Source organism: Rhizobium sp. AP16 (assembly GCF_000281735.1).
Lineage (GTDB): Bacteria > Pseudomonadota > Alphaproteobacteria > Rhizobiales > Rhizobiaceae > Rhizobium > Rhizobium rhizogenes.
The window spans coordinates 148172-164531 of the sequence record NZ_AJVM01000016.1; the positions used below are offsets into that span (position 1 = coordinate 148172).

Consider the following 16360-nt stretch of genomic DNA (forward strand, 5'->3'; position numbering starts at 1 on the left):
TTTCGTTCCCTTATTTGGACTTTTATCAGTCTGATTATGCACGCGGCGCGCTGCCCTCTCCCCAGGCGGACGCCAGAATACGAAGCCAGTTCTCCCTGCACAGCTTCGCAAGATCGGCCTCACCATAGCCAACGTTCCGGAGCGCAGCAATCAGCTTTTGATTGCCGGCGGCATCGCCGATATCCGCCGGAATCGTCGCCCCGTCGAAGTCCGATCCAAGGCCGACGCAATCGATGCCGACGCGTTTGATGAGATGGTCGAGATGACGGATCATCACCTCGATCGGCGTGTCGGCATCGGAGCGACCGTCCTCGCGCAGCATGGCGGTCGCATAGTTGAGGCCGACGATCCCACGGCTCTCCTTGATGGCGTCGAGCTGCTTGTCGGTGAGGTTGCGCGCGACCGGGGTCAGCGCATGGGCATTGGAATGGCTGGCGACCAGCGGCTGGTCCGATGTCTTCGCCACATCCCAGAAACCCTTTTCAGTGATATGGGCGAGATCGATGACGATGCCGAGCCTATTGCATGCGCGCACCAGCGCGAAACCTGCATCCGTCAGGCCAGGACCGGTATCCGGCGAACTTGGATAGGCGAAGGGCACGCCATGGGCAAACACATTGTTGCGGCTCCATACGGGACCGAGCGAGCGCAGACCGGCAGCATAGAAGGTCTCGAGCGCGACGAGATCCGCGTCGATCGCCTCGCAGCCTTCCATGTGCATGACGGCGGCGAAAATGCCCTTTTCCATGCTGTCGCGGATGTCTGCGGTCGACCGGCAAAGCTTCCAGGCGCCGGCGCGGTCGAGCTTGAGTGCAATCGCCGCCATTTCCAATGCGATATCGAGCGACGGCGCCCGCTCCAGCGGTGCGGCGAGCGGCGTCGAATAGTGGCCGTTGCGGTCGGGTTCGGCAAAGACGAGATGGCCGGAAGGGATATAGATGGCACAAAGCCCGCCGGCGAGACCACCGGCCTTGGCACGAGGCGCATCGATATGGCCGATCGATATCCCATTCTTAAATTCGGCGACCGGATCGGCGCCTTCGTTTGTATGATGCCAGAGCCTCAGCAGAACGTCGTTGTGGCCATCGAATACGGATTGCATCGTCTATCCTGGATAAAGCGCTCGAACGAGCGGAGGGAAAGCGGCCAGAATAGAAAAGATGACAGAATTCGCCATCCCTAAATGAAAAAAATCTTCATGGGCATGAAGGGTGCGGGCAGACTGGAAGCGGGAGCAAAGGTCAGAGGCAACCGCGTTGCTTCAATCAGAAATTTTGCGACAGCGCTTGCCAAGCATTTGGTCTTGTGGATTGCTCCCTGGAAATAGTTGGGAGCATCACATGTCTATCGAACACTGGCTTGCCTTTGTCGCCGCATCCGCCGTGCTGCTGGCGATCCCCGGACCGACAATCCTTCTCGTCATATCCTATGCGCTCGGGCATGGCCGCAAGGCGACCACAGCCACCGTTGCAGGGGTCGCGCTCGGCGACTTCACGGCAATGACCGCTTCCATGCTGGGCCTTGGCGCATTGCTGGCCGCATCGGCTGCGATCTTCACCGGGCTCAAGTGGATCGGCGCGGCATATCTCATCTATCTCGGCATCAAGCTCTGGCGCGTGCCGGTCTCCGACAGATCCGCTGATGCGGAAGATGCCGAGACGGCTAAAGAGCGGCCGTTGCGAATTTTCCTGCACACCTATGCAGTTACCGCGCTCAATCCGAAGAGCATCATTTTCTTCGTCGCCTTTCTTCCGCAATTTCTCGATACCTCGAAGCCCATCGCTTTTCAGATGATCGTCTTTGAGGTGACATTCCTGGCGCTGGCGACATTGAATGCCACCACCTATGGTCTCATGGCCTCGATGGCCCGAAAGACGATCCGTAAGCCAAGCGTGCAACGCCTGGTCAATCGGACTGGCGGAACGCTGATGATTGGCGCCGGTCTGCTCGCAGCGGGATGGAAAAAGGCCGCGGTTTGATGGCCACAAATGTTTTCTGGTGTCCGCAGCAAGTTTGGACTTGCGACGGACCTTCGAAGCCTTCAGCATACGGCAAAAAAGATCAGAGCAGTGGTTGCCACCGTCGGAAAACTCTGGCTTCCGGCGGTCCAGAGTTTGCGGGCGGATCAGACGGAGCCGCATAGTTCAGATTGACTCCCTCATGTCCGCAATGGTAGCCGACAGTAGTCAACAGTTGGGTCAATTCTTCCCAGGATGCAGGTCAAAACTTGACCGCATTGGGATTCTATCACTGCGCAACAGAGAGGATGGCACCCAATTGCAATTATTGTGATCCGGATGGCCGCTTCTTATGGCGATCCGAGGCTCCCAACAGGGCGTCGACCACATCTTGATGATACGCATTTCTGTCGAAGCGGCTGTCGGCTGCCAGTTGCATGAGACCGTTGAAGGCCGCCTTGGCCGGAGGCTTGTTCCCTTCACCACGAAGATAAGCGGACAGGCGATGATAATCGGCTCCAGTCTTGATTTCGAGCGGGTTGCCCGCGCCGATCTTTTTTAACGGCCACCACGACCAACCGATACCGTTCCTTTCTTGCAGTGCGACGGCGCGCGCGTACCAATCGTTGCTGTTCTCGCCGGACTCGCCGTTCCATAGCGGCATGTCATATTGTTCCCGCAACTTCAGGAATGGTTCGATCGACTCCTGCGTCGTGGGGGTCCAGTACTTGTGGAAGCTGAGCGCGGTGTTGCGATCGGCTATGGGCAGCATGCCAAGGTAATTGTTGCCCCAGCAATTGCCCTCAATAATCAGCATATGATTGCTATCGATCGCTCGTATGGCGCGGATGGTGCGTTCATAGAGATCGCGCAGCGGCTCGTTACCGGTTTCTCGGCAGCCACCTTTATCGTTCTTGTCCTGAAAACCCCAATTTGGCTCGTTGAGCAGATCGTAACCCGCAATGGTCGGCTCGTCCTTATAGCGCCGGGCAATCTCGCTCCAAAGTGCGATCATTTTCTCTTGATTGTCGCGACTGTCCCAGAGGGAGGGCTTGTCCGGATCGCGATCGGAAATAGCAGTATCATGACCCTGGCCACCCGGAGCGGCGTGCATGTCGAGGATCAGGAACATGTCGTTGGCCTTCAGCCAGGCGATCAGCGCATCGACGCGCCGAAAGCCCTCTTCGTTCCAGGCGATCCTGCCCGTCGCGTTGCGGCCGGGCGTGCCCTTGATGAACAGGTTCCAATGCATCGGCAGGCGCACGCTATTGAAGCCCCACCCGGCCATTGCGTCGATGTCGGCCTTCGTCACAGCGTTGTCGCGCCAAGACTGATAGAATTGCTCGGTCTTTTTCTCGCCGATGATGCGGGAAATGCGGCTACGAATGATATGCTGCGCCTTCAGATTGGACAGGCCCATCATATAGCCTTCCTGGACCATCCAGCCTCCGAGACCCAGTCCGCGGAAGATCAAGGGATCGCCCTTGCCATCCACGATGTGCTGATGGTCGGCACGAACAAATCCCTGCGCGTGTGTTGACGGAGCAAGCGAGATCAGGCAGGCGATAAGCAGGCCGGTTAGCCAGAGCGGAAAATGCCTCATGAAATTCCAGTCCTTCGAAAGTTTGACACGATGTGGGCATGTTGTGCCGGTTCTGTCACAAACTTTTCTGTAATGGTCGCCACACCGTACACTCCCGAAGTCTGGAGGCGAAATGTCGTGATTTTCGAGAGAGGGCTGGTGATCGCGGATCGTAGAAGGGCTTATTTGCTGCTTTACCGTTATCGGCCGCCGGTTTGCTCCCAGGCTCGGTGATTGTTTTTCACAGATTTTTGTAATGGTGATAGATTTGCGCGAATTGTGAAGGATCTTCACAGCCGGGTTGAGACCAAGTGATCCAGTTTCGCGGGAGCGTTTATGGGTGAATGGCTACGCAAAGTGTGAGGGATTTTCACGGACGGCCTCTGCCTGAGCGCGGTGAACCGTCCGGCTATGCCGCGATCATGGCACGCTACGACCTAATCTTGCCGCCGCCTATACGGATGGCCGCGATCGCCGAGCGACATCACCCGACCTCAACCGAGGCGTGGCTGATGCTGACGCCCCGGTATCGTCCGGAAGCCGCGCTTGGCCCTCATCTGGTTTTTGCCTTCAGATACGAAGGCCTCGATCTCCAGGTGTTGTCGGCTCTGTTCCAGGTTATAGAGCCTGACGAGATCGAGGCTATCATCCGGGCGACGCCGACCGGCGCTTTCGCGCGACGCCTCTGGTTCCTGTACGAGTGGCTGACCGATCGGCAACTCAATGTTCCCGATCCCGGTAAGGTACGGATGGTGCCGATCCTCGATCCAAATCAACAATATGCATTGGATGAAGGCGATCCATCACCGCGGCACAAGGTCTCGAACAATCTTCCGGGCACGCCAGCGTTCTGCCCCCTGGTTCGCCGGACGCCAGATCTCGTCGCATTCTCGCAGAAGGCGCTCGGTGAGCGGGCACGCGAGGCGATAGGTCGCGTCCGTCCCGATCTGGTAGTGCGAGCCGCTGCATTTATCCTGCTCAACGATTCAAAGTCCTCCTTCGCCATCGAAGGGGAGCGGCCATCAGGCCAAAGGGCAGCTCGCTGGGGCCAGGCCATCGCGCAAGCGGGCGTGCGTCCGCTAAGCGTCGACGAACTCGATCGCCTTCAGCGCATCGTCATCGGAGACGCCCGCTTCGTGCGTCTCGGCCTGCGAGATGAAGGCGGTTTCATCGGCGTACATGACCGAGACACTAATATGCCCATCTCGGATCACATCAGCGCACGGCATGAGGATCTAGAAAGCCTAGTCGGCGGTCTGATCGCATTCGCCGACCGCGCCACGCGGGGCGCGATGGACCCAGTAGTGGCAGCGGCATGTCTCGCATTCGGCTTCGTTTACATTCATCCTTACGTGGACGGTAACGGGCGCCTGCATCGCTGGCTGATCCACCATGCGCTTGCCGCCGCCTCCTACAGTCCTCCCGGCCTCGTGTTTCCAGTTAGCGCGGCGATCTTGCGCAACATCGACCGGTACAGAGCAGTGCTGAAGTCCTGGTCCGCGCCGCTACTTCCCTTCATAGAATGGCGTCCGACGGTCTCGGGCAATGTGGAGGTGCTGAACGACACCGCCGCCTTCTACCGCTATTTCGATGCCACAGCGCATACAACTTGACCTTGCCCCCAAGTTTTATCCAGTTTTGAGTTCGCTCCTGCGGTTTTGGGTTGCTGTATTTGGGGCGGTAGCGGCAGGTTGCGGTGCGGAGCCATTTCGGCTGCGCAGCACCGCATCACGTCGCGGGTTGATGGTCTGAGCGAACTCGGCAGGTGTCAGCCAGCCGAGGCCAGAATGCGGTCTGTGATCATTGTAATCGCTTCGCCAGTTTGAAAGCGCTGAGCGAGCATAGGTCAGTGACGAGAAGAGGGTTTCATTCAAGAACTCGTCTCGCAGCCGCCCATTGAAGCTTTCGATGAAGGCATTCTGGATCGGCTTACCGGGCGCGATGTAGTGCCAATCGACCTTGACTCGGTCCGTCCATTGCAGGATCGCGTTGCTGGTGAACTCGCTGCCATTGTCACTGACGATCATCCTGGGCTTGCCGCGCTCCTCGATGATCCGATCCAGCTCACGGGCAACGCGCAGACCGGAAAGAGATGTATCCGCGACGAGCGCCAGGCATTCCCTCGTGCAATCGTCGACGACCGTTAGAACCCGGAACCTGCGTCCATCGGTGAGTTGATCCGACACGAAGTCGAGCGACCAACGATCATTGGTGGCCATCGGGATCAGCATCGGTGCTCGTGTGCCTATCGCTCGCTTGCGACCGCCGCGCTTGCGCACCGTCAGCTTCTCCTCCCGATAGAGCCGGAAGAGCTTCTTGTGGTTCACAAGGTGTCCCTCGCGCCTGAGCAGCACATGAAGGCGTCGATAGCCGAAGCGGCGGCGTTCATGTGCCAACGCCTTCATTCGCTCGCGAAGGCCCTGATCGTCGCTGCGCCGGGTTTCGTAACGGATCGTCATCCGGCAAAAGCCGATGGCTTTACACGCCCGCCGTTCGCTCATCCCATGGTGACCCATCAGATGCGCGACAGCGTTCCGCTGGGCTGCGGGCGTCACCACTTCTTTCCCAAAAGGTCTTTCAAAGCTGCATTGTCGAGCATCGCATCCGCCAGAAGCCGCTTCAGCTTCGTGTTCTCGTCCTCTAGCGTTTTGAGCCGCTTGGCTTCAGACACGTCCATGCCGCCGAATTTGGCCTTCCATTTATAGATGCTGGCATCGCTGACGCTGTGCTTGCGGCAAAGCTCCGCGACAGGCATGCCCGCCTCGTGCTCCTTCAGAATGCCGATAATCTGTTCGTCTGTGAAACGGCTGCGCTTCATTCCCTGGTCCTCTCGATGGGCCAGAGCTTACTTCAAAATGGATTATTTCAACGGGGCAAGGTCATATTATTTGAAAGGGTATTTTTTGAATCGCCAATGAGGGTCTTTTCCTCAACATAAAATTGCGATCCGTCATCGGCGGTCACGAGATAATCCGGTCCGGCTGTGTTAGAGCCGCGAATGGTTACAGATTTTGTTCCCGACAGGTTCGCCATGTAATTGGCGCCGGTGATTTCGCCTTCTGTGGTTTGGGCGCCGTCCGCTAGCGAAACACCGGGGTTTATCGGGTAATTGACGCCGTCGATTTCAATGTGTGGCTGGGATGCAAGATACTGGTTTTCCAGCCATGCTTCATCGTCAGCTACCTGTTTTGAGCCTACCGTATTCGCATCCAACTGCCTTTCATCAGCAGTCTTCCCGTCATCCCAGTCGTCACCCCCGGCAATCTCGATTCCGTATGCTTTAGCGGCTTTTTGAATGGCCTCGACACATGTCTCGGTGGCCTGCAAGTATGAACACCAGCCCGTACCGAGATGTTTGGTCCTGTGCCGCATCGACCGGACCGCCGAAAGACACACCGGGGGCGGTCAGCATGACCATCGCGAAAATAAGGATGTTCAACGTTGTCAGGGGCTGCCTTTTCCACTCAGATCGTTAAAAGCGCACTGATGCGCTCTAATCTTACTTCCCGACAAAGGAATTCTACGTATCAGCTTACTTAGCGCACTGTCGCCACACATTATTCAAAGTACCCATCATCATGCAATTGATGCAAACGAGCCCTAATTGCCTCATTTCCAAGATCATCTTGCAACAAAAGAATTCCATCAATAATAAAGATATAATTTTTCTTTTCTATCCACGTGTCTATTTCTTGCTTTAGTCTTATAGGGTTGTAAAAATGAAATTTCAGTTCTTTTTCATTTATCAAAACAACTACATCATCGCGAAAGCCTTTCGTTTTTAATTCATGAATCGTCAAATCATCATCTGGGTAATCAAATTTTATTTTAAAATCTAGCTTGCTCAAAAGATTTTCCTCATTACGTCGGAGTTAGCCTGATCTGATTCAGTAGAGATTGAAATTGCTCCATCGTCATCGGTGCTTTTGGAGCAATCTCAAAATGAGTCGCGCTATTTCCACGCTGTATCAGCTCCAACTCATCGGGAATGCTACCCAGATCTATCTTATGAGCGCCACCGAATTTCTCCAAGCCTGAGGGATCAGTATTAACAGAAACACCCCGTCCAGGCTGCACCAACCCCGTTGTTTTGTCGACTTTTACGTCAATATTTCTGACGGTTAATTTGTCCCCGCCACGATAGACTGATGTTTCATCGTCATCTTGATTCCCCCCATTCCCATCATCATCCGGATCAGGCGATCCAGTAGTTGCAACCGAACCACCAGTCGTAGTGCCATCGCCGCTCCCCGATCCGCTTTGTTGATTATAGACGACCAGCTTCTTTCCGTCGCGGGACATCATATTGGCCCAGTCGCCAAGATCAGCCGCCGACATTGGTGTGCTGCCAATTTGCCCGCCGATCAGGGTGAATGATCCATCGCTCTCTTCGCGCAGCGTCAGTGACAGAGATATGCTCCCGCCTCCCGGCAATGGAACATCGGTCGATACCGTGGTGCCGAACGAATAGGACGTCCAAGTCAGGGTCGTGCCATCATCCAGACGCTGCGTTTGAGCACTCAATCCTCCCTTCAACAACTCATAGCCCATTCCCGTCACGAACGAAGTGACCGCGAGAACCTGTTTCGTCCTGTCGGCAATCTGGTTCAGGATGAGCGTCGCAAGCGTTGGGGTGAGATCAAGGGTATCTCCGTCCGGTGTCTTGACTTTGCAGGAAGGCGCATCCGCATAAGCGGGTGTGATCAGCCAGTCGAAGATGCTGTGCCTGATTTCACCGTGCTCGCCGCATGTTTGCAGACCAGCCATCATCTTCGGATCATCCTTGTACTTGATGACCTTTTTGACGATCTGATTTTCTTCCGGTGTGATCTGCTTTGCCGCCTCCAACTTGTCGAAGGCGTCGCCGATTGCCTCCGCAATCGTCTTTCCTGCAGCGACGACCGCAATCGCGCTCTGCACCGAGACATAGGGCTCAAGCAGGATATGCTTGTCCTTAGTGATGACGCTCTGCTGGGCCGGATCGCTGTTGATCTGATCGACCGGCCGGGTCGTGCCGCTCTGTTCGAGGGCGGCCTGCTGGTCGGTATTGCGGATGGTAATGTTGCCGGGAGCTCCGCTGCCGCTGATCGTCGCCTTGACGGACTGCTCGACATCGTCGAGCTGGTATTTGCCCTCGGCGCTCGAATTGTTCTGCGTTTTGCCGTTAGCGTCGGCACCACTGTAGAGGTCGATATTGGCGTCGACCTGATAGCCCTGGTATTTTTGCGAACCGACAAAGTCTGACCAGGTCAGCGTACCGGTATCGAGATTGACCTGTCCATCGCTGGAGATCAGGCCGGAGGCGGCCAGGTTGGTGTTGCCGCCGACGGTGATGGTCTGGTCGCCGGTTGAGTAGAGGCCGGACGGCTGATCAATCCAGCTGGTCGAGCCGCTGCCCTTTCCGAAGCCCGGCTGCACGCCGCCGAGCGTCAGGCCACCGAGCGCCGTCTTGGCGTTGTCCGTCGTCAGCAGTGGCGAACCGTCGTCACTCTTGCCAACCGTCGGGCCGGTGAAGGAGAAGCCGAGGGATTGTGAGCTATTGGACTGACTGCCGGTGCCAGGCGTCGAGACGATGGAAAGATCGCCGCCGACAGTCCCGATGATCGTGCCTGCCGAGAAAATCGTGTTGTCGAGCGTCGTGTTGCCCTTCGACGTGAAGGTGATGCCGTTCGAGGCACTAACGACCGACACCACAGGCGTCGTCGAGGTGGAACTCGACTTCGACTGTCCGGCCGAAACGCTGCCGGTCGGCGTGATACCGGTCACGCTGCCAGCACCCACGCCGACAGAGACGCCGATGCTGGCCCCCGCCGACTTGCTGCTGCTGGAAGCCTCACTCGATGCCCACGCGCCGCCCATATCAATATTATTGGCCGAGATCGACACGCTGCCATTGTCGGGATCATCGGCATGGTCGGAGCTGGCCACGGCCGAGATTTGCAGGCCGCGGCTAACAAAGTCGCCATTTGTCGAGATATCGACCGAGCTGGCGCTGATCGTCGGAACGACCGGCGTCGAGGTGGTGAGAGATGTCTCCGTCTTCGAATAGGTGAAGCCCGCCGTCAGCGAAATCGAGGCGAGGTTGCCGGCATTCAGGCCGTCGGAAAGGCTCGACAGTGCATCATAGGCCTTCATGCCAGCAAAGGCGGCGTTGGCTGCCGAGTAGCCGTCCGTGACATTGCCGATCTTCGATGCCAGATTCTGCACACTTTGCCCGGCGCTGAGGATGCCTGAGGATACGCCGAGGCTGACGCCGGCAAAGAAGCTGGTGGCCACCTGGTCGAAGTTGCTGACATCATTGCCAGAAAGGAAGTTGACGCCGTTCTGGCCGAAGATGGTGACATTGCCGCCGGCGGAAATCTGGCCGGCCTGATCGTTGAACGTATCGCCCGCCTTAAGCGTAATGTCGTTGCCAGCAGTAATCGTCGAGACCGCATTGGTGTCGGCACTCTGGGTCGTCTTGTTGGTGAAGCGACCGGCGCCGATGCCGATCGAGGCTCCAGAACTGCTGGCCGATACCTGAAGGCCGAAGCCGGAGCGCTTGTCGTCCTTCGAGCTGTCGGTGCTTTCATGGCCCGGCAGGATGTTGATGTTGCCGGAAGCGATACCAGTCACGTCGCCCATGTTTGCCGTGATCGACGAGCCGATGACGTTGAGATCGCCCGCCGTCGCCGTCAGATTGACGTTGCCATTGGCGGCGGCCAGCGTCGATCCGACATTGTCGGTCGAACTCTCGCTGATCGTCTTGCTGTGGCTGCCATAGATGGAGATAAACCCGCCACCGGAGCCGACGCCGATGCCGGACTTCTTGGTCTGTTTGTCGCTCTCGTGCTCTTCCTCGGCCCCCATGATGGTGACGGTGGAGCCCGAGAGGCTGAGATTACCACCTGCGGCCATCTCCGAGCCGGAGATTACGGTCTCGCCCCCGGCTTTGGCCGTGACATTGCCCGTTGCCGAGATCGACGATCCAACATTGGTCTCGTCATAGGTATGGGTGTGGGTCTTCGAGGACGACAGGAAGCCGCTCTTCTTGCTATCGGAGGTGGTCTCGTCCGTGTCCTTGCCAGAGGCGATGACAATGTTGCCGGCAGCCTGGATATTGGCGTCGGCTGTGTGCGTGGCATCGCCGGCGGTGACGTCGGAGGCCGAGATCGTGACGTTGCCGCCGGTTGAGGCGATACTCACTCCGGTCTGACCGGAAACCGACGAGCCCTCTGCCGTCGTCGTCGCCTCGCTCGCCTTCTTCGAGCCGGACTTGCTGGAAGACGAGGCGCTATCGGTTGCCTCGCCAATGGTGACATCGCCCTTGGCGCTGAGGGTGGCCGTGCCGCCCTTGGCATCGATATCCGAGCCGATGACACTGATATCACCCTTGTCGGCCTGGACGGTCACGCTGCCATTTCCGGAGGTGATCGACGAACCGTTGCTGGTGAGCGCGGTCGAGGACGAACTTCCGCTCTTGTAATCGTTGGCAGCGCCAGACTTGGTCTTCGAGCTCGAACTCGTTTCGTCCTGAGAGGCTGTAATCGCGATATTGCCGTTCTGCGAGACGATGCCGAGATTGCCGCCGGCGTCGAGCGATGAGCCGCCGATCAGAACACCCTGGTCGCCAGATACGAGCATGGTGCCACCGGCGATCAGCGACGACCCCAGCTGTGTCTGGCTGGTGGTCGTGGTGGTGGTGCCTCCTTCGGCAAGGCTCAGCCGATCCTTGCCGAGCACGGTGTTCTCCACACCGGCGGAGATGATGTTGACCGCACCGTTCGTGGAGAGAACAGAGAGATCACCGCCGGCCTTGGCGGAGCTTGCGATAATGTTGACGCCGCTTGCGCCGGAAATGTTGAGATTGCCGCCCGTCGTCACCGTGGTTCCTACGAGCGTCTGGACGCCACCATTGTCCTGTTTGACTGCGCCGACTGTCACGGTCTGGCCGGAGAGCTGTGCGGAGCCGCCGCTCGTCACCTTGGTGCCGGCAAGCGTCAAGCTGCCGGCGCCGGCATCCACCTTCAGGCTGCCACCGGCTGTTATGCCGCCATTGGCGGCAACGATCGTCTGGCCGCCGATGTTCATGGTCTGCGCGGCAAGCGTGATGCCGTTGGCGGCATTCAGGTTCATATTGCCGCCGGCAAGGAAGGCGCCGCCATTGGCCTTGATGTCGGTGGCATTGATGGTCATGCCGTCGGCCGCGGCGATCGCGCCGGAATTGTCGACGGAGCCAGCATCGATGCTGACGGTATTGCCGGCGATGGTGGCAGCGGATGTGGTCTTTGCCCTGTCCGCGGCCGAGAGATAGACGACGGGCACCAGCACGGGGGCGCCATCGACGACCTCGGTCTGGTAGATCACCATCGACTCGCTAAGATTGGCCGCCTGTTCCGGGCTGAGCGTTTGCCCAAGGGCAAGTCCATTCGCCTCGGCATAAGCGACACCATTGTCGAGCAGCGTCTTCATCTGATCGGTGGCGTTGTTGCCGGGGACGAAGGAGCCAGCGCCAAGGCCGTCACCGACCAGCTGCCGCATCTGCTCGTCGACGAGCTGGTTGTCGAAATAGGCGTCGCCGAGGAAGGGAACCTTGGTCTCGGGCGTATAGCCGATCCGGTCGATAAAATAGCCGGAACCATAAAACTTCGAGACGTCGAGGAAGGCTGCCCGTGTCTCGAACAGGAAGACCTGACCCGGAACCGTGCCGCCAACACCTCCGGATTGCGGCTTGGCGAGCGCGGCAAGCTGAGCGCCATTCACCTGCAGGATCTGGGTGAGATTGCCGCTATTGCCGATAGCAGCGGTGAGCTTGCCCATCAGGCTGTTGGGGTTGATCGAAGCGCCACCCGCCGTGAGGCTGTTGCCGGTGATCGCAGGACCGCCGGCTGCCGTCACGCCGTTGCCGCTGATCGACGTACCGCCAGTCACGGTCGGATTATTGCCGCCGATCGACGTCGCGCCGGCAACCGCAAGGCTATTGCCATTGATGGCTGGACCGGAACCGATCGTCGGGCCACCGCTTGTCAGCGACGGGCCGCTGCCAGCTGTCGCACCGCCATTGGCTGCCACGCCTGTAAGAGCAGCATTGACATTGAACAGGGCACCGCCGGCCGTCATGCTGTTCAAGGCGCCAAGCGGATTGCTCGTGGTCGCTGCAGCGTCAATCGCCACTTGCCCTGCGATCGAACCGTTGGAAGCGACGTTGTTGACCGCGCCGGCGGAGATATTGAGTGCGCCCCGCGCCTGGATGACGCCCGACAGGACGCCAATGGCCTGGACACTCACCGCGGTGCCGGCCGCCAGATCCTTCGATGGGTCACGTGTGCCGTTGGGATTATCCGAATTGCCGACATCAGGGTAATATTGGCAGGGCGTCGAGCTGTCACAGGTCGTCGTGACCGTGCGGTTCAGCGTTGCGCCATCGTTGGTCAGCGTTCCCGCGACCGTGAGCGTCATGTCGCCGTCGGACTTGATCGAGCTGTAGGAGTTGGTCAGATTGGGCGCGTTGATCGTCAGGTTGCCGCCGGCGCGGATCTTGGCGTCAGCGCCAGCACCCGCCGTCAATTGGTCCTCGGCAATAAGCTGGCTGACCAGATGATCGATGGTCTGGACCGTCTCGTAAGTCGGCGGGTCATGATCGCCCGAGCCATTGCATCGCGTAGCGCATCGGGTCGTCTCGGTTATCACGTCATAGGGCGACAGGATCTCATTGGAGATCTGCACATTACGCTGGATCGCCGGTGTCGAAGTCGTGGTGTTGACCAGCGTGTCGGTCAGGATCGACATGGTGCCGCCGGACTGAATGAGGCCCGCGGTATTGACGACGGCGCCGTTGCGCTGACCGCCGCCAGGCCCTGCAATGGTGAGCCCGTTGCCGGATAGCAATGCACCCTGATTGTTGTTGAGCGTGCCTCCGACGAAAAGATTGGCGTTGTTGCCGGCAAAGACGAGACCGCTCGGAGTGTTGTTGAAATCGCCGGCGATATTGAAGGTAACGTTGTTGGCGGCTGCCAATTGCCCGCTATTGCCGAGCGACGGCAGGGTCAGCGTCAGGTCATGTGCGGCGAGCAACTCGGTATTGGCGTTGGTGGTGAGACCACCGGCAGCCGAGATGGCGATATCGCCGGAACCGCCGGCATTGGTGACGGTGCTGACCTGCGCGTTGGAGAGATCGGCGGCGCCGGAAAGATTGAGCGCCAGGCCGCCGAAGACGAGATTGCTGCCCGACAGGTTGGCCGATGATGCGTTGACGATCAACGAGCCGCCGCCGGCGATCCGGCTACCCCTGGTGCCGGACAGATCCAGCGCACCGGTGTTGAGCGTCAGATTACCGCCGACGCGGGTGGTGCTGGTATAGGCGATGGCGCCGGGGGCGGTGAGCGTGGCGTTGCCAAGGCTCTGCAGGCTGGAATAGCCGATGTTCTGCGTGGCACTGGCGGCAAGATTGCCGCCTGAGAGCAGAGAATTGGCGTTGATGCTGCCATTCGAGGCGGCAAGCGTCATCGTGCCCGAGCGCTGCAGCATCAGGCTCCCGCCGGCCGCAGCATTGGTGGCAGCAAAGTCGACGCCGGAAACCAGGGTATCGATCGTCATCGACCGGGCGGACAGATTGGCATTGCGGCTGGCGAGCGACTGGCCGGTAAGCGTGATCGCATTGCCGGCGGTGATCGTCAGATCGCGATGGGCGACGGCATTGGCGCTGACATTGTTCGACGCATTGGCCGTGATGCTGCCGGCCGCCATCAAGCTGTTGGAGGTTACGTTGCCGGACGTGGCCTTCACCGTGAGGTCGCCAGCTTGGCCGAGAACGATATTGCCGGTTGCCGATTGGCTGGTCGCGGCAAAATCGACGCCGGCGACAATGACATTGCCACTGATGCCCGATCCGGTGATCGAGACGTTACTTCCACCCAGAAGCTGGCCGTTGATCGCAATCGCACCGGGATTTGCGGACGACCCGATCGAGACAGCGCCGTGACTTGTGATGTTGCCGCCCGTAAATGCGCTCGCCAGCACATCGAGGTTGCCAGCGACGATCAGAGTGCCGGCAGTGGCGCTTCCTGCATTGATGTCGAGATCGCCACTAGATCCGAGAGCAATGGCGCCGTTTGATGATTGCGCGGTGGTGGCGAAGTCGACACCTGTAATGGCCTGGCCAAGCTGGACGGTCTGGCCGGAGAGCGAGACGTCGTTGCCGCCGAGGAGCTGGCCCGTGACTTTGACGCTGCTGCTGCCGGCAAGGGTGATGTCGCCATGCCCAGTAACAGCGTTGGCTGTGATCGTGCTGCCGCTGGCCTCGATCACACCGGCGGACAGCATGGTTTGCGTAGCGATTCCTGCGGTGGCGGCAAGGTTCATGCCGCCGGACGATCCGAGCACGATGCTGCCACCGGCGGCATTAGTGGCGGCAAAGTCGATGCCGGAGATCAGGACGGGCGCACTGATGCTGCCGCCATTGATCGTCAGATTGCCTGCGGAGAGGATCTGATTGGAGACAGCGACGTCTCCGGTAATGCCGACATTGCCATGGCTCGTGATGCTGTCGGCGGTGAGATCCGCGGCCTTTGCCGTGAGATCACCGGCAGAAAGGATCGTTCCTCCGGCGATATTGCCGGAGGCCGTCAGGTTCATGCTGCCAGCGCGATTGCCTGCAATCGTCGCGGACGAACCCAGCACGATATTGCCGCCCGCCGCATTGGTGGCGGCAAAGTCAATACCGGAAATCAGAACAGGCGCGTTGATGCTACCGCCGTTTATCGTCAGATTGCCTGCGGCCAGGATCTGATTGTTCACATCGACATTGCCGGCAACACCGGTTGCGGTAATCGCCACATTGCCGTGACTGGTGATGCTGTCTGCCGTGAGATTGGCCGCCTTCGCCGTGACATCGCCCGCCGACAGGATCGTGCCGGCAGTGGCGTTGCCGGATATGGTGAGGTCCGTGTCGCCGGAGCTGGCAAGCTTGATATTGCCACCGCTGGCGTCGGTTGCCGCAAAATCGACGCCGGAAACGAGAAGGCCAGCATTGAGGCTGTTTGCATTGATCGCGAGATCGCCGGCCGACAGCACCTGGCCGCTGATGCCAACGCGACCACTTGCGCCAGTGCCGCTGGCCTTCAGGGTGGCGTCGCCATGGGCGGTCAAACTGCCCGCCTTGAGATTGGCGCCGTCGGTGGTGAGATCGCCGGCCGACAGCAGCGTGCCGACGGTGATATCGCCTGTGGAGATTAGCGAAACGTCACCGCTTACTGTCTGGACGATGTTGCCATTGGCGGCCGCTGTTCTGGCAAAGTCGACACCGGAGACGATGGTGCCGGCCGTTATGCTCTGGCCCGAAATGGCAACATCGTTACCGCCGAGAATCTGGCCGCTCACATCTACGCCGCCGGCAGCCGTGCTGGAAAGAGTGATGTGCTTATGGCCTGTGACCGCAGCTGCGGTGATGGACGTGCCGCTGACATCGATGGCGCCGGCTGCTTGTAGGGTTGGTGCCGCAACGACGCCGTTCACTGACACCGTCAAATCGCCAGCCTGGCCGAGAACGATATCGCCGCCAGAGGCGTTGGTGGCACTAAAATCGATACCGGAGATGATCGTCTGGGCAGACAGGCTCTGACCGGTGATCAAGACATTGCCCGCGCCGAGAATTTGACCATTTACGGTGGTGGCGCCATCGAGCGTGACAGCGCCGTGCGCCGTGACAGCATTGGCGGTCACGGTCGAGCCGGCAGCCTTGAGATCGCCAGCCGACAACAGTGTAGCGGTGTTGATATTGCCTGTTGAAGCGAGGTTCAGATCACCGCTGCTGGCGAGTACGATGTTGCCATCGGCGGCAGCC

At 59.1% G+C, this 16360-nt stretch carries 8 protein-coding genes; 2 read left to right on the top strand and 6 right to left on the bottom strand.

Annotated elements, in window-relative coordinates:
- Positions 1-34: 34 nt before the first annotated feature.
- On the bottom strand, positions 35-1102 hold the full coding sequence (locus tag PMI03_RS09580; RefSeq protein WP_007692379.1) for a dipeptidase: 1068 nt from the start codon (positions 1100-1102) through the stop codon (positions 35-37).
- A gap of 238 nt (positions 1103-1340) precedes the next feature.
- Between PMI03_RS09580 and PMI03_RS09585 the strand changes: the two genes are divergently transcribed.
- Positions 1341-1979: a LysE family translocator gene (locus PMI03_RS09585; protein ID WP_007692380.1), complete on the top strand. Its 639-nt coding sequence runs from the start codon at positions 1341-1343 to the stop codon at positions 1977-1979.
- Positions 1980-2283: 304 nt separating this feature from the next.
- Here the strand turns inward: PMI03_RS09585 and PMI03_RS09590 are convergent, their stop codons facing one another.
- Complete coding sequence (locus PMI03_RS09590; protein WP_309574344.1) at positions 2284-3381, bottom strand: glycoside hydrolase family 5 protein; 1098 nt, start codon at positions 3379-3381, stop codon at positions 2284-2286.
- Between the two features lie 503 nt (positions 3382-3884).
- Here PMI03_RS09590 and PMI03_RS09595 point away from each other — a divergent pair.
- Positions 3885-5153 carry a Fic family protein gene (locus PMI03_RS09595; RefSeq protein WP_234907763.1) on the top strand — a complete coding sequence of 423 codons (1269 nt, stop codon included), beginning with the start codon at positions 3885-3887 and terminating at the stop codon, positions 5151-5153.
- A 15-nt stretch (positions 5154-5168) separates the two neighbouring features.
- On the opposite strand, the gene PMI03_RS09600 is transcribed toward PMI03_RS09595, so the two are convergent.
- The 4 genes from PMI03_RS09600 to PMI03_RS09620 all read right to left on the bottom strand — a co-directional run bounded on the left by PMI03_RS09600 (position 5169) and on the right by PMI03_RS09620 (position 16275).
- Positions 5169-6358 (bottom strand): IS3 family transposase gene (locus PMI03_RS09600; RefSeq protein WP_085997443.1). Its coding sequence is split into 2 segments (ribosomal slippage): positions 5169-6109 and positions 6109-6358, totalling 1191 coding nucleotides; the frame shifts between segments, so codons are not numbered across the junction.
- Positions 6359-6405: 47 nt separating this feature from the next.
- Complete coding sequence (locus PMI03_RS09610; protein ID WP_174044109.1) at positions 6406-6867, bottom strand: hypothetical protein; 462 nt, start codon at positions 6865-6867, stop codon at positions 6406-6408.
- 230 nt (positions 6868-7097) lie between these two features.
- Positions 7098-7388 (bottom strand): hypothetical protein, encoded by a 291-nt coding sequence (locus tag PMI03_RS09615; protein ID WP_039973719.1) that lies wholly within the window; start codon positions 7386-7388, stop codon positions 7098-7100.
- A 13-nt stretch (positions 7389-7401) separates the two neighbouring features.
- Positions 7402-16275, bottom strand: coding sequence for a hemagglutinin repeat-containing protein (locus PMI03_RS09620; protein WP_309574346.1), 8874 nt, complete (start codon positions 16273-16275; stop codon positions 7402-7404).
- Positions 16276-16360: the final 85 nt, after the last annotated feature.